Origin of the sequence: Nostoc sp. ChiQUE01b (genome assembly GCF_034531255.1) — a bacterium.
Lineage (GTDB): Bacteria > Cyanobacteriota > Cyanobacteriia > Cyanobacteriales > Nostocaceae > Nostoc.
In genome coordinates this window covers 67710-92661 of record NZ_JAVRBM010000032.1, presented here as the reverse complement: position 1 = coordinate 92661, position 24952 = coordinate 67710, and the positions used below count along the sequence as shown (strand labels likewise).

Here is a 24952-nt window from a genome sequence, read left to right as displayed (position 1 = left end):
CAATCATCTGTTCTCTTCTACTCTTATCTTATAATTTTTTATGTCTAGCTACTTAGTTAGATATGTGTGATTAGTTCATGACTTAATTGCACCCATTTGTTCGCTTTAAGAAAGTTCGTTTTAAGAATTTTGTATGGCAGCTATAGCGTTAAGCGTATCTACTGTTAAGCCTCTAGGCGATCGCGTTTTCATCAAGATTAGTGAATCTGAAGAGAAAACAGCAGGGGGTATTCTTTTACCTGATAGCGATAAAGAAAAGCCACAGGTGGGTGAAATTGTTGCAGTCGGCCTTGGTAAATAAAGAGGAAACTTCATGTCAGAGAAGTCTGATTTGCAAAACCTGCTTTTAGATGAAGTACTAGTTCATTATGAGCGTGGTCTGGAAGCCGAACGCTTATCAAAGCGGACAAATCCGATTGAACTTGTTCGCACTCAAGAGCTTCTTAGCCGCTACTTACCTCCTCCCCCCGCAGTGATTTTCGATGTTGGAGGCGGTTCAGGTATCTATGCTTGTTGGCTTGCCCAACTAGGGTATAAAGTTCATCTTATTGATGCCGTTCCCTTGCATGTAGAGCAAGCCTGTTCTGCTTCTCAGGCTCAACCTGATTATCCACTTGTAAGTGCAGAAGTTGGAGATGCCCGTCAATTAAATCAAGCAAACAACAGCGTTGATGCTGTTCTCTTATTTGAACCACTGTATCACTTAATTGAACGTAGCGATGCCTGCGGCGGGCTACGCCAACGCCTGGTAGTGTTACGCGAGGCAGATCGTGTCTTAAAGAGTGGAGGTCTTGTCTTTGCCGTTGCTTGTTCTCGCTTTGCTTCGCTCTTAGACGGTTTATTTCGGGGATGGCTAGACGATCCGGAGTTTGTGGAAATTGCCCATAGGGACTTGCTTGAAGGGCAACATCGTAATCCAAACAACCATCCTGCTTACTTTACGACAGCATTCTTTCATCATCCTGATGAACTAAAGGCAGAGGTGGAAGAAGCAGGGTTATCTTGTCAAAAGCTCTTAGCCATAGAAGGACCAGGGAAATTACTACAAAATTTTGAGGAACATTGGAGTGAACCAAGCCGCCGCCAAAGGCTCCTGCAAGCGATTCGGTGGCTGGAGGCTGAACCTTCTACACTAGGTGTAAGCGCTCACATTATGGCTATTGGTAAAAAAGTAGCAGTCTCAAGTCAGTAAAGCAAGGTCGCAAATGAACAATACATGAAACATCTTTGTGTCATTTTTGATTTGGACGGAACATTGGTTGACAGTGAAAGGCTTTGTAACCAAGCATTTATTGATTTGCTATCTTTTATCAATGAATCAGTTGAAAGTCTGATTCGGCGATATCGTGGCAGAAAGTTGGCTTTAATTTTAGCGGACATAGAAATAAAGTATGGCGAAAAGCTGCCCAGAGATTTTGAAGCAACATATCGTCACCGAGTAGATGAATTATTTGAATTTTACTTGCAACCAATCACAGGCGTTCCAGAGATGCTAAAAACTCTGGAATATCCTGTTTGTGTTGCTTCAAGTGCTCCCATAGCCAAAATTCGCAAGGCTTTAAATGTAACTGCTCTGTCGCATTACTTTGGCGATCGCTTGTTTAGTTCTTATGATATTGGCTCGTGGAAACCCGATCCCGGTTTATTTTTATACGCAGCAAATAGAATGGGATTCTCGCCTGAATATTGTGTTGTCATTGAGGATAGCGATGTGGGAATTGAAGCTGCACATTCAGCAGGAATTTATGCTTTGAAATATTCTAGGGAGGAGGAAGTAGAGAAACAAGCCAATGTATTTTCTAATATGAAATATCTTGTAAAACTGCTCGATAAAATTTCATTGATGAAATGCGATCGCTCATAATTCAATACGGTTCCCTGAAGGTTCATTGTAGTAGCGCGTCAGCTTTAAAAGGTTGAGTTCAAAAAATATAAAAAATCCCCAAACAATAAAAAAATCCACCCACGGATCGGAGTTTTTGTCAGTGGTCAGTAGTCAGTAGTCAAGCCAGATTCAGTTGTCTTTAGATTTTTTTACAAATCAGATATCAATTTTCAGGCTATATCATATCAGCCAAAAAAGTTCTTGACTTATTTTTGCTTAAGAGGTAAGTTATCAATATCGTATTAAGTACGGTAACTCTATCAATATAAAGTATATGCTAATTTAAAACAAAGTAAAGTTTTTTAAATTAGTTTACACTGATGGTAATTTTTGATGAAAAATTGCTATATTTTCGCCTATTACTACGTCATAGCTTTACACAGTAAATGTTTTAGAAATATTTAGTCTGAATTTTAATTTCTTTTTATTAGCAGTCAACACCACTGTGTTAAAGAAAAGTTTTTTAGTACTGTTGTTGTTATTTACAGGAGTAGCGATGGCACTCATCATTCCTCCTGCTTTTGCCGCTACCGTAAATTCCTGTCCCTCAGAAATGGTAATGATTCCCGGTGGGACATTCACAATGGGAGCGAATAATTCAGGTTTGATAGAAGAACTATCAGCTCAAGAGGTAAAAGTTAGTTCTTTTTGTATCGATAAATATGAACTGACAAATTCACAATTTGCAGCGTTTGTCAAAGCAACAGGTTATGTCACAGTTGCAGAGCGCCCTTTATCAAAAGAAGAATTTCCCGACTTGCCAGATGAGCAGAGATTACCGGGTTCTTTGGTGTTTGAAATCGCAAAACCAGGAGCAAAACAACTGAGTTGGTGGCATTGGCAGACTGGGGCGAATTGGCGACATCCATTTGGAAGAGAAAGTGCAATCGCACATCAAGATAATTATCCAGTCGTTCATATTGCCTACGAAGATGCTGTAGCTTACGCTCAATGGGCAGGAAAATCCTTACCCACCGAAACCCAGTGGGAATATGCCGCCCGTGGTGGGTTAGATGCTGCAACTTATGCCTGGGGCAACCAGTACTCTGAGAAAAAAGCTAACACCTGGCAAGGAATTTTTCCCTTTTTCAACACCAAAAGCGATGGTTACGTGGGTATTGCCCCGGTTGGTTCCTTTTTGCCAAATGGTTATGGTCTGTATGACATTACAGGTAATGTCTGGGAATTGACCTCCGATTGGTTTAGACCGGGACACAACCAAAAAAACCACAGTGTCAACCCAAAAGGCCCAGAACAAAGTTTTGACCCCAACAAACCCACCGAAAACGCCCTACACGTAATCAAAGGTGGCTCTTATTTGTGTGCGATCAACTATTGCAGCCGCTTCCGCCCAGCAGCGCGAGAATCTCAAGCCCCCGACACGGGAACTACTCATATCGGATTTCGCTTAGTGAAAAACCTGACTATAGAAAGGATAAAGAATGAAGTTTAAATCCAAGCACTGGAATTTGTTTCCAGAAATTGCAAAGGCGATCGCTTTATCTTTGCTCATCACTTTGTTGATGGTCAATGGCCCCGCCCTAGCAGCTACATCCCAAGTTTTACCCGTTCCTCTGCCAGAGTTCAAAGGTAAAATCGGCCTCACCTACAAAGAATCACAACCAGACTTTCCTCAACCCATAACCGCCCCAGCTAAAGCACCCAATGTCTTGCTAGCGATCCTAGATGATGTGGGCTTTGGACAAGCAGGTACTTTTGGCGGCCCGGTGGACACTCCGAATTTGACACGCCTAGCCGAAAGAGGATTACGCTACAACCAATTCCACACCACAGCCCTGTGTTCGCCCACCAGGGCAGCTTTGTTAACTGGACGCAATCACCATTCAGTCAATACAGGGGTCGTTGAGGAATTAGCTACAGGTTATCCTGGCTACACAACAATTTTGCCTAAGAGTGCCGCCACCGTTGCTGAAATACTACGACAAAATGGCTATAACACAGCAGCTTTCGGTAAATGGCACAACACCCCAGACTTTGAAACTAGTGCCGCCGGGCCTTTCGATCGCTGGCCTACAGGGTTAGGATTTGAGTACTTTTACGGTTTTCTTGGTGGTGATACTAATCAGTGGAGTCCTGCCTTAGTAGAAAATACTAGGCGAGTAGACAAACCAACCAACAAGCCAGATTATCACCTGACTCCTGATTTAGTAGACCATGCGATCGCCTGGATTCGCAACCAAAAATCCATTGCTCCTGAAAAACCCTTTTTCGCCTATCTCGCCACCGGAGCCACCCACGCACCCCACCACGCCCCCAAAGCTTGGATTGACAAGTACAAAGGCAAATTTGACCAAGGCTGGGATAAATTACGCGAAGAAATCTTTGCCCGTCAGAAACAACTGGGTGTAATTCCTGCCAATGCTCAACTCACTCCTCGCCCCCAAGAATTACCAGCGTGGGATTCCCTCACAGCAGAACAGCAAAAACTCTATGCCCACATGGCCGAGGTATTTGCTGGATTTTTAGGTCATACAGATTATGAAGTAGGAAGGCTAATTGATGCCGTTGACCAACTTGGTGAATTGGATAACACCCTAGTTATTTATATTGTTGGAGACAATGGTGCTAGTGCAGAAGGCGGTTTAACAGGCAGCGTCAACGAACTCCAAGTCTTCAACGGTGTACCCGAAAATCTGCAACAACTGCTAGCTGCATATAATGACTTGGGTAGTCCCAAAACATTTAACCATTTTCCGGCAGCTTGGGCTTGGGCAGTCAACACTCCCTTCCAATGGACAAAGCAAATCGCCTCTCACTTTGGCGGAACTCGTAACCCCTTGGTGATTTCCTTGGGCGCAAATATTAAAGACCAAGGTGGCATTCGCAGCCAATTCCATCATGTAATTGATATTGCACCCACCATTTTAGAAGTAGCGGGAATTACTGCTCCTAAAGAAGTGAATGGTGTTAAGCAACAACCAATCGAAGGTACTAGCCTTGTTTATACCTTCGATCGCCCTGATGCTCCCTCTCATCGTCAAACTCAGTATTTCGAGATGTTGGGCAACCGAGCCATTTACGATGAAGGTTGGGTAGCAGCAGCGCGTCACGGTCGCTTACCTTGGGAACGAACTGTCAAAGGTAGCTTTGATACAGATGAGTGGGAACTGTACAACATTACAGAAGATTTTAGCGAAGCGAACAACCTAGCAAAGGAAAACCCAGACAAGCTAGAAAAACTGCAAAAGTTGTTTTTAAAGGAAGCCCGCAAGCACCAAGTATTACCACTAGACGATCGCATCGCTGAAAGATTTGATGTTAAAATTCGCCCCAGCCTCACCAGAGGACGCACAATTTTCACCTACTATCCTGGTACAGTTGGCATTCCAGAAGGTAGCGCCCCAAACCTGAAAAATAAATCTTTCAGCATCACAGCTAATGTAGAAATTCCTGAAAGTGGGGCAGAGGGTGTCCTTTTGACCCAAGGCGGACGCTTTGCTGGTTGGAGTTTTTTCCTTGAGGATGGCAAGCCTACCTATGCCTACAACTACGCCAATACTGCCCGCTACATCATCCAATCAAGAGAAAAATTGCCTCCCGGTAAATCTACACTTCGTTTTAACTTTGATTATGACGGTGGCGCTGTGGGTGCAGGCGGAATTGGCAAACTATTCATCAATGACCAACAGGTAGCCGAAGGACGTGTGGAAAAAACCATTGCTTACCGTTTAGCCCTAGATGAAACCTTTGATGTTGGCAGAGATACAGGTACTCCTGTTGTTGATACTTATCAAGTACCGTTTGGCTTTACTGGTAACTTACAGCAAGTCAGCCTGGAGTTGAAGTAATAGGGAATAGGGAATGGGGAATAGGGAATGGGCTTCAGTACAACTCGAATCTTTGGATTAATTTAGTGTCCCCTGTTCCCTATCCCAACTAGATATTTTATTTTGACAAATAATTAAATCATGAATGAAATTTTAGTAGTAATCGACAAACTTGCACTTTTCACATTCATTGTTTGCACTATGTTGGGTGCAGGTTTAGGTTTAACGGTACAACAGATTTGGAAACCACTCCGCAGCCCTCGACTCGTCATCTTGTCTTTACTAACAAATTTTATATTGGTGCCAGTTTTTGTTTATCTGCTAGTACAAGTAGTACCTTTAAGCGAACCACTCAGAGATGGTTTATTAATTATGGCACTCGCATCAGGCCCGCCAGCTTTGCCTAAACTTGCTCAAATAGTTAAGGGCAATATAGCTTTTTCTGTGGGATTAATGATGTTGCTGATGCTTGGTACTATTTTCTATCTGCCGATTGTACTACCTTTAGTAGTGCAAGGTGTGCAAATCAACTCTTGGGACATTGCCAAACCCTTGTTGTTGCTGATGGTTAGTCCGTTAGTGATGGGATTATTTATCAAAGCTAAATTTGCTGCGATCGCTCCCATTATCCAGCCAATTTTATTCAAATTATCTAGTTATGGATTACTTTTTGGTCTAGTAGTCAGACTCTTCATTCACACCAACGATATCATTAGCTTATTAAAAACAGGTGCAATCTTTGTTTGTGCGATATTTATTATATTCTCCTTTAGCGTCGGTTATCTTTTAGGCGGGCCTGGCATTGATACTCAACGAGTGCTAGGAGTCGGAACAGCCCAACGCAATTTTGCCGCAGCATTATTAGTAGCTACGAGTAATTTTGACGATCCCAGCGTGGTCAGCATCATCATGGTGACAAGTCTATTAATGATGGTGATAGTTCTCATTGCTGGGCCAAAGTTTATAGAAATAGACCAAGCAACAGATGCAGAAATCAAACAGGTAGAGGTGTAAACTTGACACATACAAGATTGAAGATAGCGGAATTTATCTAATAGTGTATGTCCCCATTGTGCGGGAATAGATACAAGCTGTAAAATCAGATAAGCTATCAAGCTGACATAAATTTGGATTGTGATACCATTAACGTTTTTGGTAATTAACTTGTCAAGGCTATTTTTATCGAATTTTTCTTAACATTCAACACTTTTGGGTCTAATGGGTTCTATAATGCAAGCGTTACAGACCTCTTTTGATCGCAATGACACGAGTGCAACTTGTTTATCCAAAAATTCCAGATAGCAAAAATTGTCCTTGGGAACGCTGCATAGCTTTTGAGAAATATGATGGTACAAATCTTCACTGGGTTTGGGAATTGGAACTTGGGTGGTATGCCTTTGGTACGCGTCGGGATCGGTTTGATTTAGATGATATGGGAATTGCACAATTTAACAAAGCGCATCCAGGTTTAGAAGAAGCTCCTGAGATTTTTAACAGAGACTTTGCTAATCCTTTACAAAAACTATTTCAAGAAAATTTAAATTATCACTATCTGGAAATTACCGTATTTACAGAGTTTGTTGGGACTAACTCCTTTGCAGGAATGCATCGAAAAGATGACCCGAAACAACTGATTCTCTTTGATGTACAAACTGAGAAATGTATTATTGCTCCCGAACAATTTCTCCGAGATTTTAGTTACCTAAACATTGCACAGGTTGTTTATCGCGGTAAGCTAACAGGTCAATTTATTGATGATATTCGAGAAGGAAAATATGGTATATCAGAAGGTGTTATTTGTAAAGGAGGTGGCAGCGATAGTAATAACGTATGGATGGTGAAAATTAAAACATATGCTTATATGAAAAAATTACAGCAAGCTTTTAAGGATGATTGGAAGACATATTGGGAATAAAGCAAATTGCACTATCCATTTTCCCTATTCGTGCAAGGTGAATTTCTATTGCTTCCGTCCGTATGCATAAAACTTCTTCTTTCCCCCTGCTCCTCTGCACCCAAGAGCCTTAATAATTTTCCTTATCACAAGATCATGACCTATGACTAGCCTTCGTCGGCACGCCCCAAACTATCGCCTTGTTGTTAGTAGCAAATTTCAGCATTTTACGATGAGCTATTGCGGAACGCACCATGCACTTGTCGATTGCCACTCATTACCACTACTGTTTGCTTGATCGCATTAACTCGCCATTCTCGATCGACTCGAATCAATTGATGAAGGTAGTTTCCTGCCGTATCAAACCGATCTTGTCCAGCTTCAAGTTTAGGATCAACTCTATAAATACAATACGCTGATTTACAATAAGCTACATTTTCTTTGATTGTTACCTCATGATTCGTGCTGATATGCAAAGTCCGTAATCCTGACAATGCATCAACTCGTTGTTGTACATATTCTTCTGCGGCCACTTGCCGAGGTGTTTCACCTCGAAAGTCTAAATAATCAATCTCGATTTCATTTGCTAGATAGCCTCGAACTTTTTGCCAATTATTTTCATCCAGTGCATTAGCAAAACCAACAATAATTTCTATGATTTTAATTCGCTCAATAATCAAATCGATTTCTGTATATTTACACATCTCTACCTAATCAAAAATAATTATTTCTGAAACATTCCTTTGTCGAAATAAATCGGTTGCAATATTTTTTCTATGTTTGGTAAATTTTTATAAAAAATAATTGAACCAGAAATACAACACAAACCTCCAAAGATTAAAGCGTTTGTAGCATTAAATATATTGGCTAGTCCACTTATAAATAAGTTTCCAAACGGAATTATACCCATAACTGACATATTGTATATACTCATGAGCCTACCTCTATTTTCATCATTTGATATTATTTGTAAAATAGAACTACTAGCTGAATATTCTAAAATATAAGTACATCCTATGATGGGAACTATCATTAAAGAAAACCAAAAATTTCTCGATAAAGAAAAGATAATTAGTGATATACCAAATATAGCAGGGGCCAAAGCAATAATTTTATTAAGCTTCACTACACTTGTTTGAAAACTTAAATAAATACCTCCACATAATGCTCCTAATCCTGATGCTCCTGTTAAGAAACCAAGAGTAGTAGAATCTCCTTGAAGAGTTTGGATAGCAAAAACAGGCATAATTCTTAAATATGGCATTCCCAAAAAGCTAAGTAATGCTATTAATAATAAAATTGAGCGAATAGGCAAGAAATTATAAGCATAGAGAAAACCAACTTTCAAATTTTCCCAGTGATTATGTTGATTATTTTGATGTAATATTGTGAGCTTATTAGTTTCAATTGCTAATAAAGCTAAAATAATAGCAATATAACTAATAGCATCGATCAAAAAACAATGCCCAGCAGAAAAATTAGCAATTATAATACCTGCGATCGCCGGAGCTATAATCCGCGAACCACTAAGTAAAGAAGAATGAAGAGATGTGGCGTTGATAATATCTTCTTTTTTTTCAATGATATCCATTATAAAGGTATACCGACAAGGTGTTTCAACGCTACTGAGTAAACCTTGCACTATACTTGCACAAATTATCTGCCAAATACTGATTGTTCCCGTTAAAGCAAAAATTGATAAAGTTAATGAAAGAAGCATCATTATAGATTGCACAGTAATTAGAATAGTACGTCGATTAAACTGCTCTATCCAAATACCAGCTAAAGGACTAACTATTAAATTAGGAACCTGGCTCAGAAAACCAATTAAGCCTAGTAAAGCCACTGATTCTGTTTCAGAATAAACTAGCCAAGCAAAGGTAGTTTCTGTCATAAAACTACCGATCATAGAGAAGCTTTGACCAGTAAAAAATAGACAGAAGTTTCTAGACTTAAAAGAGCGTAAACTTGGGGTCAAACTCATATTGAGTAAATACCTGTAGTGTTGATATTAATCTCTTATAAATTTTTAATGTATTATTTAAGTTACTGTAAGTTAATTGATTTACCGTAGTTAATGCTAGAATCTCATGAGAAGCTTTGTGTATAATACTTAAAAAATGTTTACACAAAGAAGGTAATTCTTACTTAGTTAATGATTTCCCCACAAACTAAAATATTTTGCAGAAGTTCAAAAGTAAGAACATTAACAACCATCCTTCGCTTCCGCAATCGTAAACAGGTAGGAATAAGGCTCTCCTTTTGGCAACAGTAAGCCTCTTTCAGTACGTAATCTACAACTTGTTTAAATTTAGGTTAATAAAAGATTATGTAATTTTAGGAACTGCCTTATAATACCTTTAAACTACAGTAAATCGCGCGGAATACCGCATTTATTAACTAAGGGAAAAATTTTGAGTATCAAACAACACCATAGATACATAAGGAAACCAGATCACTCTTATATTGTCAAGCTTTGGCAAGCTATAAGACACTGGTGGTTTATATCCTTATTTTTTGTGGGAATCAGCGTCAGTTTAGTCATGACGGCTTGCTCTGGTGTTAACGTTGATAAGACTGGTGATACTAAGGCCACTTCTGTTGGTGATGTCAAGCTAACGTTGGTTTCCTATTCGGTGACAAAAGACGCATACGAGCAGATCATTCCCAAATTCGTAGATAAGTGGAAAAAAGAGCATAACCAAAATCTGACTTTCACTCAAAGTTATGATGGGTCTGGTTCTCAAACCCTAAATGTAATTGATGGTTTAGAGGCTGATGTAGTACACCTATCACTAGCCCTTGACATTGAGAAACTTGTTGAGAAAGGTTTTATTCAACCCGCCTGGGAAAAAGAAGCGCCAAATAATGCAATTGTCACCCAATCTGTAGTTGCAATTGCCACTCGTGAGGGGAATCCCAAAAATATTAAAACTTGGTCAGATTTAGCACGCCCTGGTGTGAGTGTGATAACAGCGAATCCGAAAACATCAGGTGGTGCGCGCTGGAATTTTCTGAGTTTGTGGGGTTTCGCCACAAAAACTAGCAATAATGAGAGTCAGGCATTAGATTTTATTTCCAAGGTCTATAAAAATGTACCCTTGCAGCCCAAGACTGCTCACAATGCCAGCGAATTGTTCTTTAAACAACGTCAGAGTGATGCCTTACTCAATTATGAAAACGAAATGATCCTATCAAAACAAAAGGGCGAAAAGTTTTCGTATGTTGTCCCTGATGTCAATATCTCTATTGAAAATCCTATTGCTGTAGTAGATAAAAATGTTGAACAACACGCTACTCGAAAAGTTGCAGAAGCATTTGTCCAATATCTCTACACTCCAGAGGTACAAAGAGAATTTGCCAAAATAGGGTTTCGTCCTGTTGATACTGCGATCGCAAAACAACTTAGTAGCGATTTTCCTCAAATTAAAACTTTATTGAAAGTTCAGGATTTAGGAGGCTGGAACAGTATTGGGCAGAAATTTTTTAGTGAAGGTGCTATTTTTGACAAAATTCAAGCTCAGAAACCTTTAAGCTAAATTGCTGAAATTTTTCGACTCTAAATTTGAGGACTCTGGACTATGAGCCATACTAAAAAAAGGCTCATAATTCCAGCGATCGCTGACTATATTTTCCTTTTCCAACAACCATTTGATTAGGGAGATAGTTTAAACTGGATTGACATTGTTGGTGAAAATTTATTAGTAGGGAGGTGAAGTAATGAACCAGTCTCAGGGGGAAGACCAAAATAAATTCCTTTATCCTCGTGGTCGCTACTACGGACAAGTTAAACCAGAAAACTTAGTGTTTAATGCTAACTTGCAAGAATTTGCTCAAAAAGTTGCCATTATCACCAGTTTAGAAAGCAATGGTAAGCTTGACCCCAAAGAGGCTTACCAGCAAATTAAGGAACTTTGGAAACAGTTGAAGCACAGTAAAAAGGAACTGGGGATCGGTGACGAGCCACCGACAACAGCCTGAAGTTACTTTCATTCCGGGGTAATCACCTCAAACTCATTCCTTCTGAGTGAAACTATAATGTTTTCCTCAAGCCTGAAGTTACTTTCATTCCGGGGTAATCACCTCAAACTCATTCCTTCTGAGTGAAACTATAATGTTTTCCTCATCTGAATCTACTTGAATGAGCCATCGGGTGCTTGATTGACCATCTGAGTGTGACTCTCGACCACAAACTACCCCAACTTTTCCATTTACATAAAAAGGACGTAGAATCAAAACTTTATCTCCTACTTGAACAGGGTCTGGGGTCTGCAATAACGCTCCTAAAGCTGTTAACTCTGAAAAATGAACTTATACAAGTGAAAAGCTCTCTTTTATAACCTTATCTTAATCAAAGCTTAGTTACTAGCTAATCTTCCTGTTAATGCTTCTCATGGAATGCTTTGATTTGCACGCAGCCAGCATTTGTGGCTAAGAAACAAAATTGATATAAAACAAATTTATAGACGTGGGATAAACACAACCCACAGGCATCAGAACAAATGACTAGAAATACATACAAGTTTGCTGCTGCTTGGGAAGATGAACCGATTGTATTTGGTGCTTCCAGGCCTGGTTACTCCAATCAACAGGTATCTGATTGGATTGAGTTCATGAAAAAACAAAATATCCAACGAGTCTGCTGTCTTCTCCCCGAAAAGCAACTAGCTTTTTACTCAAATCTTTTAGGCATATATCAACAAGAATTTGGTGAACAGCAAGTTTGTTGGGCACCGATTACAGATTTTCAATTCGTTAATTTAGAAATGCTCACCCAAAGAATAATTCCTTTTTTAATAGCAGCAGACAAACAAAGTGAAAAAGTAGTTGTACACTGTTCGGGTGGTATTGGTCGCACTGGTCATGTGCTAGCTGCATGGTTGGTTAGTATTCGGGGATTCTCCAATAAAGATGCGTTAGCCGCCGTCAAAAAAACAGGCAGAAATCCTTATGAAGCTGCAATCGCATCTATGTTTACTTTTAAAAATCCCTTGAAAGTTGTACAGGAACTTAATATACTTTTAAATGATTGCCGTCTAGTAGTATGTTCGACCAATCCTGACGAATTTACTTGACAAAGCTATCCTCTATATTTGAATCAATTACCAATGACGCATAACGCTTGACTTCGACATCTGCGTTAACAACTACAATGGCATGGTTAGCAATTTTGAACATTTTGATGTTATTAATTTGATCCCCAAAGACCGCAATCTTGCTCAACCCCTGGCACCAGTTACATAAGCAACTGTTAAAGGATGTTGAGGATGATTAAAAACCTGCTCTACAGTACCTGATTCAATCAGTTGCCCAATGCCGTCTTGTACCCAAAATAGAGCGACTCGATCTGCAATTCTCTTGGCTTGAGCCAGATTGTGAGTAACAATTAACAGAGTATAGCGCTGTCGCAAACTAATAATTAAATCTTCAACAACATTGCTGGAAATAGGGTCGAGGGCACTACAAGGTTCATCCAGTAGTAAGACTTCTGGCTGCAAAGCCAAAGCTCTAGCTATGCACAAACGTTGCTGCTGTCCACCAGAAAGAGCTAAAGCCGAAGATTGCAGTCGGTCTTTTACTTCTTCCCATAGCCCTACATCCTCAAGGCTGGTTTCGATAATTGTATCAATTTGGTGGCGATCGCGGATACCATGCTCTCGCAAAGGCAATTCCAAATTCTGCCATATTGAGAAAGGAAAGGGGTTGGGTTTTTGAAAGATCATGCCGACTTGACGCCGCAAGGCGATGACATTGATTTTAGGATTTAGCACCTCTAAACTACCAATGCGGATTCTTCCCTGAACTCGACACTTGGGAATCATATCGCTGAGGCGGTTGAGACAACCCAGGAAACTAGTTTTTCCACAACCAGAAGGCCCAACCAAAGCCAAAATTTCTCCAGCATTGACAGCTAAGTTGACATTAGCAAGCGCAGTTTTTTGTGCGTATTGCAGAGTTAAGTTCTCAATTTGAATCAACGGTTCAGTAACTGCCAAGATTTCCTCCTCTATATCCACCCATCCTCATCCCGAAATAACTCTGCTGTGTAACCAACGTCGTGCAATCCAAGCTGCTGTGCCATTAATCAACAACAGTAGTAATAGCAAAACCGATGCACTAGCATAAGCACTCTTATCTCCTCCTGAAATGTTCATTGATAGATCAAAAATATGAACCGAAAGGGTACGCCCAGAATCGAGGAGTGATTGAGGCATTCTGTCTACGTAACCGCTAGTGAAAATTAAAGCCGCAGTTTCCGCAATAGCCCGACCAACACCAAGCACAAACCCCACAACTAAACCAGGAACAGCAGCAGGTAATAATATTTGAAATATTGTATTTGTGCGCGAAAAGCCAAGGGCGGCGGCTCCTAATCTGTACTCATTAGGAACAGCTAAAAATCCTTCCTCTGTAGAGCGAATCAAGATTGGTAACACCATACACGCCAGTGTGAGTCCGCCTGAAAGAATAGAAAACCCCAGCCCTAAAACTTTGCAAAACAAAACGTTGCCAAACAACCCGAAGACAATCGAAGGTACACCAGCAAGTACATCCAAACTACGGCGTACTAATTTAGCAAACAAACTATCACTAGGAGTAAATTCTGCTAGTAAAACTGCCGTACCAACGCCAACGGGTAGGCAAACCGCCATACATACGCCAATAACTAAAACGGTGGAAACGAGAATACTGGCGATCCCTCCTTCTCTACCCGCATTTTCTGGTTCACTAATCAGAAATTCCCAAGATAAATATCCCATACCGTGCCAAAGGATATCGCTGACTATCCATAAAAAGATGGCGGTAACGAGGGCGGCTGTTGCCCAAACTAAGCTTGTTGCTAGCCACTCTCTGGGAGCGAGACGATTGTCTTTGCTTTGTTGTATCTCTACCATTTGCCCTGACTAATAACTTCAGCGATCGCCACTAAGACCACAATCATTCCCATCAATATCAAACCGCTGACAAAGAGCGCACTACGGTGATCCCCTGTGGCATAGGCCATTTCTAAAGCAATATTGGCCGTAAGTGTGCGGATGGGGTCAAATAAGCTTTTTGGAGTCTGTACTACATTGCCGCATACCATCAAAATAGCCATTGTTTCACCAATGGCACGACCTGTTTCTAAAATTAAGCCTGTAAATAACCCTGATTTGGCTGATGCAAAAACTACTGTGCAGATTGTTGTCCAACGTGATAACCCCAGTGCAGCAGCACCTTGAATGTAAGCGGTGGGAACTTTTTCGAGGCTAGCATCGGCTATAAGAGCGACTGTTGGCAGAATCATCACCGCCAGAATTGCTATTCCTGCTAATAGGCTTGGCCCTGGTGGATGAATTTTTCCAATTAGAGGAACCAGCACGACTAATCCCCAAAAGCCATACACTACAGAAGGAATCCCCGCTAATAATTCAATCAGGCGGCGATAGAGTTGGGCTACCATTGGCGGGGCATAGAATTGGCAAAAGACAGCAGATAAAATGCCTATAGGAGTTGCAATTAGCACTGCACCGACCATTGCCAAGAGAGTACCTAGCAACATGGGTGAGAGATTATATAAACCTGCTGTGGGGTTCCAAGAAGAATCAGTAAAGAAGCGGGATATCTCTATATGACTGAAGATTGGTAAGGATTCGGAAAGTAGAAAAACAACGATTAAAAGTGCGATCGCTCCCGCGATTGTTGCCAACCCTCGTAGTATCCAAATTAACCAAATATCATTTGGCGATGGAGACAAAGTTCTGCTTTTTAACAATGTCACTTACCTGCTGTGATTGTGCAAAGTCTATAAATTCTTTAGCCAGTCCTTGGGGTTCGGTTTTTGTAACCAAGTTAAGCGGTCGAGAAATAGGAAAGCTGCCGTTTTGTACATTAGCTGTTGTTGCTGCTACACCGTTTACAGCTAACAATTTGATTGGTACTTTATTGGCGGCGCTATTTTCTGCCGAGCCAATGGAAACATAGCCAATAGCATTCGGGTTTCCGGCTACAGTCTTAATTCCTTGCTCATTATCACCAATCACTACTTGTGCTTTGATGTCAGTATTTTTTAGCTTGAAGTAGTGGGTAAACAATTCCAGGGTAGAACGTCCTTCGGCTTTATTAACAACTGTAATTGCCCCATCCTTACCTCCTACCTGTTTCCAGTTATTCACCTTGCCTGTGTAAATATCTACAACCTGCTTGTCAGTTAGGGATTGCAGGGGATTTTCCTGATGGAGAATCACCGTTACTCCATCACGAGCGATGGAAAAGGCTTTTAAATCTTTTTCATCAGGCTTTAAGGCACGGGAAACCATGCCAACATTAGCTACACCTTGACGAGCATCTGTAATCCCGCGAGAAGAACCGCCTGATTGCACATCAACTCGCACACCGGAATGTTGCGATTCAAACTTTTTGCCAATTTCTGCTGCTAATGGTGCGATCGTACTAGAACCAGTAAGTACCAATTTTCCTTGTGGCTTATTTGGATCGTTTGTAACTGCTTGCGGAGGTTGAGAACAACCTTGCAACCAAATGCTTGTCACTAATCCTATTGCGATCGCCGAAATTTGGGAATGTTTCATCTTCTACCTCCAGATATTCCAGGTTTTAGTTGAACGAGAGAACACAACAGCCGAGGTTTAAAGCCTTGTCTGTAGCTACTTCGACTTGAGGGGCAAGACGATAGAGAAATGCTTTGCCATCTCGTTCCCGCACAACTAACTTGGCTCGACGTAAAACCTGTAAATGATGAGAGAGTAGACTTTGCTCCAAATGCAAAATTGCATTCATCTCTCCAACTCGCTTCGGACTGTCAATTAGGAGTTGTAAAACTGCTAAACGGGTTTCATCTGCCAGTACCTTAAGCTTGTCTACACAATCAATACTTAAATTTGGACTATTTTGCATTGCCCTGAAAACGATAAGCTTTCCTTATTTTGGTATAAATAGCAACAATTACAGAGTTGACAATTAAAATTTATTTGCACTTTTTAACAAATGAGCATTCATATGAAATTGTATTCATGCTTAGTGTCTCATATTTGGTAACTCTCCGGTTCAACAGTTTTATGCTTGCTTTTTACTCTCGTTCATGAGAATATAAGCTTCATTTAAAATACGATATTTCGACCGACAAACAGTATTTTCTAAGTAGTTACAGTGACTAAAACAAGCAGTAGAAAGTAGAGGACGTAGTATATCAGCTTAAGCTTGAACCTACAAAACCAGAAATATACGGTTTGCTTCAGTAGCAAATGCATCAAGAAAGCAATGACTACACGACCTGACGAAAAAACCATCTTTGCCACAACCAGAAGCAACCTGTGAAGAAGTCATCAAATCGATGCAGAAGACTTATCTAATTTGTTAATGCCAGTCCTGGGGCGATCGCAATATGACATCATTAAAGACCTCTAACACTCTTGGCCGGCTCGACCCCTTTGAAGCATCAATCGGTACGCGTAACTCCTTTGCTAGCAATGTCTGGCGCTTACGGCACTGGATGGTTCCGTACCGCTGGCTTATTGCATTAGCGCTGCTGTTTGCTATGCTCTCGGCCACCGCCGCCGTGTTAGTACCAATTGTGGTTAGTCGAGTGGTAGTAGACGGTATCCTGATGCATAACTACCGGACTGATCTCCCAGACTATGGACAAACGGCATTAATCAAATGGTTAGCAATCGCGCTGGACACCGAACAAATAATCGCCGCCTGCGTAGTCGGCTTACTCTGGGTGCTGCTTTGGTCTGGCTTTGGGTACGCCTTCCGCATCCAGTTGTCCCGTGCAGCACTATTGGGTCTGAGCGACTTGCGTCGGGATCTGTTTGCCCATGTCGAGCATCTGCCCGCTGCTTTTTATGACCGGGTTATGGTTGGGCAGGTATTGACTCGAATCGCTAACGATATCGAGAGCTTGTCTGAACTGCTGACTGGTGTCGGTGCGCTGGCTGGAGAATTGATTCCCCTGGTTGTCGCTGTTAGTGTAATGCTGTCTCTGGATGCGATACTGGTAGCAAAGCTATCACCCTTATTGATTGTTGTGGCGGGTGTAATCGTCACGTTCAGATATTATTCTAGTCCGATTTATCAGGTCATCCGTGCCACCTTATCGCGCCTCAACGAGCATTTGCACGAAAACTTATCAGGTATTGAAATCGTGCAGATGTCAGGGCGGGAGGCACTGAGCTTTAAACAGTATTCTGCTATTAATGATGCAAATCGGGTGGCTGAGACTAAGGCCATCATGGCAGAGACCGTATACAACCCGATCGTCGACAACATATCTTACTTGGCGATCGCTTGCATCCTTTGGTTCGGCGGACAACATGTACTTAACCACACTACCACCCTGGGATCGGTCGTGTTGTTCTTGCAATTCAGCGACATGCTGTTTCGTCCGATTGTGGCTTTAGGCGATCAAGCTAATGCAGTGTTCCGAGCGGTGGCGGCTTGCGATCGCATATTCCGACTGCTGGATTGGAAGGAGTCTTTGTCCGTGCCGTTGCAGCCTACACCCTTGCCCGAAGGCTTACACGGACGTATCGAGTTTCGTGACCTGAGTTTCCGTTATGAAACTGGCGAACCAGTTATCCAGCACTTCAATCTGAATGTCGCACCCGGTGAGAACATCGCTATTGTCGGGCCTACTGGCTCTGGTAAGACTACACTAACCCGGCTCATCTGCCGTTTTTACGATGTGCCTGAAAAAAGCTTGTTCATTGACGGCATCGACATTATGCAGATAGACCCTGCACAGATCCGTAAGCGTGTAGGTGTAATCTTTCAAGACTTTCATCTGTTCCCTGGTACCGTCTATGACAACATTGCATTGGGTAACTCGACCATCACGCCAGAAGATGCCCGACATGCCGCCGAACTGATACAGACCCTAGATTTCATCGAGGGCTTGCCACTAGGCTTTGATACGGTATTGGAAGACCGCGGCCAAAATCTATCGCAAGGTCAACGCCAGTTGTTAGCGTTTACGCGTGTCATTGCCTTGAACCCCGAAATCTTGATTCTAGATGAAGCCACTGCCAGTATTGACCCAGAAACTGAAGCTGCCATCCAAGCAGCGCTGGCCAAAGTCACCACCAACAGAACTTCCATCATTATTGCCCACAGGTTACAGACCATCCGCCGAGCCGATCGCATTATTGTATTAAACCATGGCCAGTTAGTGGAAGTTGGAAATCACACAGAATTGATGCTTCGTAATGGTTTTTATAAAACGCTTTATGAAGCACAATTGTACAAAGATATACGTCAAAATACATCAAACCGCACAACTAAAGATTTCTAATATTGAGGTGATTTCAGAAATGTATATTTGTACAAAAAATTGACTTTAATTAAGCTATATTAACCTGAGTATTTGGGAATTAAAAAGCTGTACATTATCTTTAAATACAAACTGCTGTGATTGAGCAATTCAACAAAATCATCACCTTTATTCAATATTGATTTTTCCCTATATAGCAAGATTAAACCGATGTTAATCGACCAAGAAAGATTGAAAGCGGACTTACATACTTTAACTTCATTGCAACGACTTTTTCACTACTTTAACCCTTACCGTTTTCAGTGGTTGATAGCAGTATTAGCTCTGCTGGCTGTTCATGTTGTTGAAGCTGCCATTCCCATCTATCTAAAAGTCGGCATTGATCTGATTTCAAAACAAGACGAGAATATCTTATTGCCGGTTCTTGCAATACTTGGTTTGACGGCTGTACGCTTTGCGATCCTGCACTTTGGTCGCCGCAAAAATGCACTAATTTCAATTTACATATCTTATGACTTACGGCAAGAATTCTATGCACACTTACAGACCCTTGGTCGCGGCTTCTATGCAAATTACCAGTTGGGTGACTTGATTGCACGAGCGACCAATGACATGGAGTCTATCCGTCGCTTTTTTCGTTCTGCGGTGCATCGACTGGTAAGCCTAATCGGTGTGGCGTTAATTGCACCGATTTTTATGGTGCAACAGTCGCTTCAATTGACATTGTTGCTCATTCCGTTACTGCTAGTGATAGCCGCTAATGGCTGGTATTTGGCTGGGCGTATTTTGCTGGCATCGGCAGCAGTGCAAGCGGGTTTTGGTGCGTTGACAGAAACGGTGCAGCAAAACCTCAAGGGTATCCGTACCATCCAGTCCCATGCCCAGGAAGAGGGTGAGATTAGACACTTTACAGGAGTATCACATCGTTATGCGCTAGCTCATCAAAAGTTGATCAATTTGAACGCTATTTTCACTGCCTCCACTGTGCTGGGTAGTGGTTTGATGACCTTAATCGTTGTTGGCGTGGGTGGAAGCCAAGTATTGGCTGGGCAAATGAGCGTCGGCACGCTGACAGCTTTCATCTTTTATCTGGCTATGATTCTGGGAGTGATCAAGGAGAGCAGTTTTGTAGTGTATGCTTTGCTGAATGCTAGTACAGCTGCAACCAGAGTATTTCAGATCATGGATAAAAAACCTGAGATTGAAGATGCTCCGGCAGGCTCATCAGCCCAGCCTATCAATGGCGAAATCGCAGTTTACGATCTGTCATATAGTTACCCGGTCGGTGCAGGAGTGCGATCGCGTCTGGTTCTAGAAGAGATATCCTTGAGTATTAGCCCTGGCGAAATGATTGCCATCATTGGTCGTGTAGGATCTGGCAAATCCACCTTGCTGCGGCTGCTGGCCAGGCAATTGCAGTCTAATAGCGGACAAATCAAAGTGGATGGGCAAGACCTAAGAGACATCCCGCTAAGTCATCTGCGCCAAAACCTATCATTTGTCCCCCAGGATACTTTCTTGTTCGCAGCACCAATTTCGGAGAATATCTCATTCGATAATCCAGAGCGACCATTAGAGTTAATCTGGCAGGCTGCGCGAGCTGCACAGCTTAAAGCAACGATTGACAAATTCAGTGCAGGCTTATCCACATTAATTGGCGAGCGTGGGGTAACTTTATCAGGTGGACAGAAGCAAAGAACCAGTCTAGCCCGTGGACTGATTCGCCAGACCCCCATCTTGCTGCTGGACGACTGCTTTTCTGCGTTGGATACCAGAACCGAAGCTTTGGTTCTATCGCAATTGCGAGCAGTCAGGGAGGGACTCACCACGATACTGGTTTCTCACCGGATGTTGGCGGCACGTTATGTAGACACGATCTACGTACTTGAGCAAGGACGTATCGTGGAAACTGGCAGTCATGACGAACTAATTTCCCAAGATGGTTATTACGCCAAGCTCAGTGGTATGCAAGACGAAACTTGAACTATCGTGAATCAAACTCAATTGCTCAATCAATTCTTCCAAACTCCAAGCACTCCACCTTCAGCCCAGACAATCCATAGAGGGACTGATACTAAATTTCAACCATGCACTTTTTTTATTCTCAATACTGCTTAATTTTTAACTAAGAAGTATTGGCGTTTGCACTACTTAACCGAAGCGCCTACTAATATAGTCTTCAGCTTCTTTTGTTTGAGGATAAATGAACATTTAGTCTGTAGGACTAAACTCGACTAATTTTCCTCGACACTTGCTATGTTCGTCTATTTCTGTATTAAATAAAGCCGTCCAATCTGCAACTCTGGCAGCTTGCTGCATATTATGCGTAACTATAATTATCGTATATTGCTTCTTGAGTTCTAAGCAAAGTTCTTCTACTTGACGGCTAGAAATGGGGTCGAGAGTAGAACAAGGTTCATCCATTAATAACATATCTGGTTTCATAGCGATCGCTCTGGCAATGCAAAGTCGTTGTTGTTGTCCACCAGATAAAGCAGTACCTTTCTGTTTGAGTTTGTCTTTGACTTCATCCCAGATGGCAGCGCGTCTGAGAGAATCTTCTACTAATTCATCAAGGCCATAGTTGAAAATCTCAAGGAACAAGCATTATGTCTCAGGGCTTTGAAAATAAATCTGTTGATGTCAAAAAAAGTTCTTGCCCTATGAGAAAGCCCAAAGCTGTGGCAGAAATCGGAGCTATTCAACAGAGTTTAGTCAAGCACTTTGGAGACATCAAAGACCCAAGAGTAGAGCGAACTAAAAAACATCAACTCATAGACATCTTGGTAATTGCGATATTAGCCATAATTGGCGGAGCACCAGAACGAAACCCGAAGGGAGTGACCGTACCACCTTTACGCTTGCGATTTCCCCCAATTTCTGGGTTTTCAAAGTGCAATTGTCGTCTGTACAAATTGGGGCGACTAATAACCCGAAAAGGTGCGGATGTGACTGTAACTTGCCTTACCCAGTGATGACCCCTAGTATTGGCAGTATGGAACTACTCGAAACTCATTTGCTCACTGTTTTTGTCTAGAAATGTTACTCAATTGCTCTCGTAGGTCTGCCCATTTTATACCTGCTAGGCTGGGTAAAACAATATGAGCGGCTCCAACTCGTTCAACAGGGCCGAGTCCTACTGCCCACATACCAGCGGCTAAAGCGGCTTCAACACCTGCTGCGGCATCTTCTACAACCACAGATTGCTCTGGTTCGATTCCTAGCTGCTTGGCTGCGTACAGAAATAGGTCGGGTGCTGGCTTGGGTGCTTGTACACTGTAACCGTCTGCGATCGCATCTACTTTGTCGGCAATACCCAATCGCTCGATCACTGTACGGGCATTTTTGCTCGCTGAACCAATACCGATCTTAATACCAGCTTGCCGCAGTTCATCCAACAAGGCGATCGCACCGGGCAATAAATCCTGCGGTGTCATATTTTGGATAAATTCCACATAGTAGCGATTTTTACGCTCCATCATCTCCTCGATTTGTGCTTCCGAATACGGTCTATTCGCAATAATTAGCATTAGGGAAGCACGACGAGATACACCCCGCAGCGCTTCGTTAGCCTCCCGATTAAACGGTATACCCTCTTCATCTGCTAGCTTTTTCCAAGCTAGATAATGAAGTTCTGCTGTATCTGTTAGCACACCATCTAAATCGAAGATGAATCCTTGGATGTTGGGTATTGGGGATTGGGCATCGGGCATTGGGGATTGGGGATTGGGGAAGGTGGGGCCCCCTCTGGGGATAAGGGGTAATGGGGATTGGGGATTGGTTATCTCCGTTTTCCCCTTGTCTCCTTGTTCCCTTCTCTCCTTGTTCCCATGTCCCATGCCCCATGACGCCAGTTGCTTCAAGTCGGCAGAGCCGCCCAAGGCACTGGCTCCCCCATGCCCCATGCCCAATCCCCGATGTAGATCGAAGTTGTGCCATTTGCCGCGCCAGTGTAGTTTAAACTTTAGGCGCATCCAGCCAGGGGGTAAGTGGGGGTTGGCTACAGGGCCATTTTCAGTTAGTTGGATGCCACCGAATCCAAAAATTACAGCTTGCCAAATGCCACCTGCACTAGCGCCGTGAATTCCATCGTTGGTGTTACCTCGGTTATCTTCAAGATCAACCATTAAGGCTCGCATAAACTGTTCGTAAGCTTCGGTTGATTTGCCCAAGTCTGAAGCTAAAATGGCCTGAACTGATGGGCCAAGAGACGAACCATAAGTAATATCAGTGCGGGGTGCGTAGTAGTCCCAGTTTGTCTGCAATGCTTTTTCGTTATAGGGAAAATCTGCTGATTCCCGCATTAAATATAGGAGCATTAATATATCTGGCTGCTTGAGTACTTGACATTTGTTGGTTTTATCAATACCCAAGATTGCTTGCATGGAGCGATCGCGTGGTTCATAATCTGCTAAGTTGATATCTTCCGATTGGAAAAATCCCTCGAACTGCTCAATTAGTTCTGTTGATGGGTCATAGAGAAACAAGATTTTGGCGACGATCTCTTGCCAGTGCAATCGTTCCTCTGGGGTAAGCTTTAATTTCTGTTCTAGTTCGGTGGCTCGTTCGGGAAACTTGTGAGCCAACCAATCATAAATTGCGATCGCTTTTTCTAGATGCCATTGTGCCATCCGGTTTGTAAAGGCGTTGTTGTGGACGAATTCATGGTATTCATCTGCTCCGATTACTCCCCGAATTTCATACCGTTCGCGCTCAGAATTGAATTCGACTCGACTACCCCAAAAGATTGCCGCATCTAAAATAATCTCTGCGCCACACTTTTGCATCCAGTCATCATCACCAGTGGCTTGCCAGTAGTTCCAGACTGCGTAGGGGATATCTGCATTGATATGAATTTCGCGATCGCGGCACCAAATCCGCACGTCTTCACCATAAAAATCACTACCGATAGCCCAACGTGGTGTGACTTCATCTCCGGTATCAGCACTTTCCCAGGCAAACATTGCCCCTTTATAGCCGTAATGGTCTGCTTTGCGGCTAGCTCCTGGTAAGGTGTGCCAACGGTAACTGAGTAAATTGCGGGCGATCGCTGGTTGGGTAAACAAAAACAGGGGCTGCATAAAAATTTCTGTATCCCAAAAGATATGACCGCGATAGCCAAACCCTGAAAGGGTTTTAGCAGGAATGCTCACTTTGTCATCATGCCGTGGCGCAGCAATCAGTAGTTGAAACAGATTGTAGCGAACAGCAAAAGTAGCTGTGCTATCCCCTTCAATCAGGATGTCACTTTGCTGCCAAACCTCATCCCATGCCTGCTCATTGGCTTTTAGTAATGTTGCGTAGTCTGGCAAGTGCGCAAGTTTTTCTTGAGCGGCTGGCACTGGTGTATCAATCTCGCGCGAGGTAAAAACTGTCACAATTTTTTCCACCGTTAGGGTTTGTTGCGCTTTAGCTAATTTGGTGGTGCTTAAAGTCGGATAACCAGGTGCACTGTTGACTTGCAAAGATGCTTCACTGCCTAATATTGTTACCTTAGCTGCCATACCGAGTTCAATTCGGGAACTGCGGGTGCGGCGTTGCAACCAGATTCCTTGGTCGATTTTGCCCTGATCTAGTCCTTCCCAGTGATTAAAACCCTGATTTTCGGGATAGCCGTTGATACTAGCTTGAACTTCGATTAACCCCTCAAAATCTACTGGGGTTATATGGCAGCGTAACGCCAACACATGCGGATCTGCAAGACTAGCAAAGCGTTCAAAGCTGATGTCTATGGTATTCCCACTGGGAGAGCGCCAACGCACGGCCCGGATCAGTAGTCCTTGGCGTAAATCAAGCTGGCGATCATAGCTTAATATCTCACCTTGATCGAGACGGAAGCGATCGCCATTTACAATCACTATCAAGGGTAGCCAGTCAGGGCAATTTACCAGTTCAGTGTAAACCACAGGCACATCATCGTAGACACCGTGGATAAAAGTAGCTGGCAATGCATGAGGATAACCTTCCTCAAAACTGCCTCTTGTTCCCAGGTATCCATTGCCGATTGTAAAGACGGTTTCTTTGGAGTGCAATTGCTCAGGATCAAACTGGGTTTCGATTAATATCCAGTCTGTGTAGATAAAATGGCGAGAACGACCTTTTGTTTGCATAAATTG

At 42.5% G+C, this 24952-nt stretch carries 21 protein-coding genes and 4 pseudogenes; 13 read left to right on the top strand and 12 right to left on the bottom strand.

All coding sequences use genetic code 11. The annotated features are described in order from the left end of the window. Positions 1-133: 133 nt before the first annotated feature. The 6 genes and pseudogenes from RMY63_RS21045 to RMY63_RS21020 form a co-directional block, all read left to right on the top strand. A pseudogene (locus RMY63_RS21045) lies at positions 134-298 on the top strand (co-chaperone GroES); the annotation flags it as partial. 15 nt (positions 299-313) lie between these two features. Then, positions 314-1192: a class I SAM-dependent methyltransferase gene (locus RMY63_RS21040; RefSeq protein ID WP_322730566.1), complete on the top strand. Its 879-nt coding sequence runs from the start codon at positions 314-316 to the stop codon at positions 1190-1192. A gap of 24 nt (positions 1193-1216) precedes the next feature. Continuing rightward, a complete protein-coding gene (locus RMY63_RS21035) occupies positions 1217-1864 on the top strand; it encodes an HAD-IA family hydrolase (protein WP_322730565.1) in 648 nt (215 codons plus the stop codon). 517 nt (positions 1865-2381) lie between these two features. After that, positions 2382-3338, top strand: a complete 957-nt coding sequence (locus RMY63_RS21030) for a formylglycine-generating enzyme family protein (RefSeq protein ID WP_322730564.1) — start codon at positions 2382-2384, stop codon at positions 3336-3338. Continuing rightward, complete coding sequence (locus RMY63_RS21025) at positions 3328-5694, top strand: arylsulfatase (protein ID WP_322730563.1); 2367 nt, start codon at positions 3328-3330, stop codon at positions 5692-5694. The genes RMY63_RS21030 and RMY63_RS21025 overlap by 11 nt, the downstream gene beginning before the upstream one ends. A gap of 120 nt (positions 5695-5814) precedes the next feature. Beyond that, a complete protein-coding gene (locus RMY63_RS21020) occupies positions 5815-6687 on the top strand; it encodes a bile acid:sodium symporter family protein (protein WP_322730562.1) in 873 nt (290 codons plus the stop codon). A gap of 2 nt (positions 6688-6689) precedes the next feature. Here RMY63_RS21020 and RMY63_RS21015 read toward each other — a convergent pair. Continuing rightward, positions 6690-6845, bottom strand: a pseudogene (locus RMY63_RS21015) (IS4 family transposase); the annotation flags it as partial. Between the two features lie 89 nt (positions 6846-6934). Here RMY63_RS21015 and RMY63_RS21010 point away from each other — a divergent pair. Continuing rightward, on the top strand, positions 6935-7588 hold the full coding sequence (locus tag RMY63_RS21010) for an RNA ligase family protein (protein WP_322730561.1): 654 nt from the start codon (positions 6935-6937) through the stop codon (positions 7586-7588). Between the two features lie 206 nt (positions 7589-7794). On the opposite strand, the gene RMY63_RS21005 is transcribed toward RMY63_RS21010, so the two are convergent. Both RMY63_RS21005 and RMY63_RS21000 read right to left on the bottom strand, forming a co-directional pair. Beyond that, positions 7795-8271 carry a nuclear transport factor 2 family protein gene (locus tag RMY63_RS21005; RefSeq protein ID WP_322730560.1) on the bottom strand — a complete coding sequence of 159 codons (477 nt, stop codon included), beginning with the start codon at positions 8269-8271 and terminating at the stop codon, positions 7795-7797. 20 nt (positions 8272-8291) lie between these two features. After that, entirely contained in the window at positions 8292-9551 is a 1260-nt protein-coding gene (locus RMY63_RS21000) for an MFS transporter (RefSeq protein ID WP_322730559.1), read from the bottom strand. A 559-nt stretch (positions 9552-10110) separates the two neighbouring features. Here RMY63_RS21000 and RMY63_RS20995 point away from each other — a divergent pair. Further along, entirely contained in the window at positions 10111-11106 is a 996-nt protein-coding gene (locus RMY63_RS20995) for a sulfate ABC transporter substrate-binding protein (RefSeq protein ID WP_322730558.1), read from the top strand. Between the two features lie 181 nt (positions 11107-11287). After that, positions 11288-11548: a hypothetical protein gene (locus tag RMY63_RS20990; protein ID WP_322730557.1), complete on the top strand. Its 261-nt coding sequence runs from the start codon at positions 11288-11290 to the stop codon at positions 11546-11548. An 84-nt stretch (positions 11549-11632) separates the two neighbouring features. Here RMY63_RS20990 and RMY63_RS20985 read toward each other — a convergent pair whose 3' ends face one another. Continuing rightward, entirely contained in the window at positions 11633-11803 is a 171-nt protein-coding gene (locus RMY63_RS20985) for a hypothetical protein (RefSeq protein ID WP_322730556.1), read from the bottom strand. 266 nt (positions 11804-12069) lie between these two features. On the opposite strand from RMY63_RS20985, the gene RMY63_RS20980 reads away from it, so the two are divergent. Next, entirely contained in the window at positions 12070-12642 is a 573-nt protein-coding gene (locus tag RMY63_RS20980; RefSeq protein WP_322730555.1) for a protein-tyrosine phosphatase family protein, read from the top strand. On the opposite strand, the gene RMY63_RS20975 is transcribed toward RMY63_RS20980, so the two are convergent. The 6 genes from RMY63_RS20975 to RMY63_RS20950 are packed head-to-tail and all read right to left on the bottom strand — an operon-like array spanning position 12635 to position 16462. Then, on the bottom strand, positions 12635-12745 hold the full coding sequence (locus RMY63_RS20975; RefSeq protein WP_322730569.1) for an HAD hydrolase family protein: 111 nt from the start codon (positions 12743-12745) through the stop codon (positions 12635-12637). The genes RMY63_RS20980 and RMY63_RS20975 overlap by 8 nt on opposite strands. Positions 12746-12786: 41 nt before the next feature. Then, positions 12787-13563 (bottom strand): phosphate ABC transporter ATP-binding protein, encoded by a 777-nt coding sequence (locus RMY63_RS20970; protein WP_322730554.1) that lies wholly within the window; start codon positions 13561-13563, stop codon positions 12787-12789. Between the two features lie 27 nt (positions 13564-13590). Then, the gene (gene pstA, locus RMY63_RS20965) at positions 13591-14463 is read right to left on the bottom strand and encodes a phosphate ABC transporter permease PstA (protein ID WP_322730553.1); all 873 of its coding nucleotides are present in this window, start codon (positions 14461-14463) and stop codon (positions 13591-13593) included. Further along, positions 14457-15329: a phosphate ABC transporter permease subunit PstC gene (gene pstC, locus RMY63_RS20960; protein ID WP_322730552.1), complete on the bottom strand. Its 873-nt coding sequence runs from the start codon at positions 15327-15329 to the stop codon at positions 14457-14459. Before pstC ends, pstA begins: the two co-directional genes overlap by 7 nt. Next, positions 15286-16137 (bottom strand): phosphate ABC transporter substrate-binding protein, encoded by an 852-nt coding sequence (locus RMY63_RS20955; protein WP_322730551.1) that lies wholly within the window; start codon positions 16135-16137, stop codon positions 15286-15288. Before RMY63_RS20955 ends, pstC begins: the two co-directional genes overlap by 44 nt. 25 nt (positions 16138-16162) lie before the next feature. Continuing rightward, the gene (locus tag RMY63_RS20950) at positions 16163-16462 is read right to left on the bottom strand and encodes a metalloregulator ArsR/SmtB family transcription factor (RefSeq protein ID WP_322730550.1); all 300 of its coding nucleotides are present in this window, start codon (positions 16460-16462) and stop codon (positions 16163-16165) included. A gap of 487 nt (positions 16463-16949) precedes the next feature. Between RMY63_RS20950 and RMY63_RS20945 the strand changes: the two genes are divergently transcribed. Further along, the gene (locus tag RMY63_RS20945; protein ID WP_322730549.1) at positions 16950-18857 is read left to right on the top strand and encodes an ABC transporter ATP-binding protein; all 1908 of its coding nucleotides are present in this window, start codon (positions 16950-16952) and stop codon (positions 18855-18857) included. Positions 18858-19046: 189 nt separating this feature from the next. After that, the gene (locus RMY63_RS20940; RefSeq protein ID WP_322730548.1) at positions 19047-20819 is read left to right on the top strand and encodes an ABC transporter ATP-binding protein; all 1773 of its coding nucleotides are present in this window, start codon (positions 19047-19049) and stop codon (positions 20817-20819) included. Positions 20820-21047: 228 nt separating this feature from the next. On the opposite strand, the pseudogene RMY63_RS20935 reads toward RMY63_RS20940, so the two are convergent. Next, positions 21048-21413: pseudogene (locus RMY63_RS20935) on the bottom strand (phosphate ABC transporter ATP-binding protein); the annotation flags it as partial. 86 nt (positions 21414-21499) lie between these two features. On the opposite strand from RMY63_RS20935, the pseudogene RMY63_RS20930 reads away from it, so the two are divergent. Next, positions 21500-21652: pseudogene (locus RMY63_RS20930) on the top strand (transposase family protein); the annotation flags it as partial. Between the two features lie 204 nt (positions 21653-21856). On the opposite strand, the gene pgmB reads toward RMY63_RS20930, so the two are convergent. Next, on the bottom strand, positions 21857-24946 hold the full coding sequence (gene pgmB, locus RMY63_RS20925; RefSeq protein ID WP_322730568.1) for a beta-phosphoglucomutase: 3090 nt from the start codon (positions 24944-24946) through the stop codon (positions 21857-21859). Positions 24947-24952 lie beyond the last annotated feature (6 nt).

What these genes read in the sequence shown, in the direction of transcription:
- RMY63_RS21040 (WP_322730566.1), top strand. Translation starts at nt 314, where the DNA reads ATGTCAGAGAAGTCTGATTTGCAAAACCTGCTTTTAGATGAAGTACTA.
- RMY63_RS21035 (WP_322730565.1), top strand. Translation starts at nt 1,217, where the DNA reads ATGAAACATCTTTGTGTCATTTTTGATTTGGACGGAACATTGGTTGAC.
- RMY63_RS21030 (WP_322730564.1), top strand. Translation starts at nt 2,382, where the DNA reads ATGGCACTCATCATTCCTCCTGCTTTTGCCGCTACCGTAAATTCCTGT.
- RMY63_RS21025 (WP_322730563.1), top strand. Translation starts at nt 3,328, where the DNA reads ATGAAGTTTAAATCCAAGCACTGGAATTTGTTTCCAGAAATTGCAAAG.
- RMY63_RS21020 (WP_322730562.1), top strand. Translation starts at nt 5,815, where the DNA reads ATGAATGAAATTTTAGTAGTAATCGACAAACTTGCACTTTTCACATTC.
- RMY63_RS21010 (WP_322730561.1), top strand. Translation starts at nt 6,935, where the DNA reads ATGACACGAGTGCAACTTGTTTATCCAAAAATTCCAGATAGCAAAAAT.
- RMY63_RS21005 (WP_322730560.1), bottom strand. Translation starts at nt 8,271, where the DNA reads ATGTGTAAATATACAGAAATCGATTTGATTATTGAGCGAATTAAAATC.
- RMY63_RS21000 (WP_322730559.1), bottom strand. Translation starts at nt 9,551, where the DNA reads ATGAGTTTGACCCCAAGTTTACGCTCTTTTAAGTCTAGAAACTTCTGT.
- RMY63_RS20995 (WP_322730558.1), top strand. Translation starts at nt 10,111, where the DNA reads ATGACGGCTTGCTCTGGTGTTAACGTTGATAAGACTGGTGATACTAAG.
- RMY63_RS20990 (WP_322730557.1), top strand. Translation starts at nt 11,288, where the DNA reads ATGAACCAGTCTCAGGGGGAAGACCAAAATAAATTCCTTTATCCTCGT.
- RMY63_RS20980 (WP_322730555.1), top strand. Translation starts at nt 12,070, where the DNA reads ATGACTAGAAATACATACAAGTTTGCTGCTGCTTGGGAAGATGAACCG.
- RMY63_RS20975 (WP_322730569.1), bottom strand. Translation starts at nt 12,745, where the DNA reads ATGTTCAAAATTGCTAACCATGCCATTGTAGTTGTTAACGCAGATGTC.
- pstA (WP_322730553.1), bottom strand. Translation starts at nt 14,463, where the DNA reads ATGGTAGAGATACAACAAAGCAAAGACAATCGTCTCGCTCCCAGAGAG.
- RMY63_RS20955 (WP_322730551.1), bottom strand. Translation starts at nt 16,137, where the DNA reads ATGAAACATTCCCAAATTTCGGCGATCGCAATAGGATTAGTGACAAGC.
- RMY63_RS20950 (WP_322730550.1), bottom strand. Translation starts at nt 16,462, where the DNA reads ATGCAAAATAGTCCAAATTTAAGTATTGATTGTGTAGACAAGCTTAAG.
- RMY63_RS20945 (WP_322730549.1), top strand. Translation starts at nt 16,950, where the DNA reads ATGACATCATTAAAGACCTCTAACACTCTTGGCCGGCTCGACCCCTTT.
- RMY63_RS20940 (WP_322730548.1), top strand. Translation starts at nt 19,047, where the DNA reads ATGTTAATCGACCAAGAAAGATTGAAAGCGGACTTACATACTTTAACT.
- pgmB (WP_322730568.1), bottom strand. Translation starts at nt 24,946, where the DNA reads ATGCAAACAAAAGGTCGTTCTCGCCATTTTATCTACACAGACTGGATA.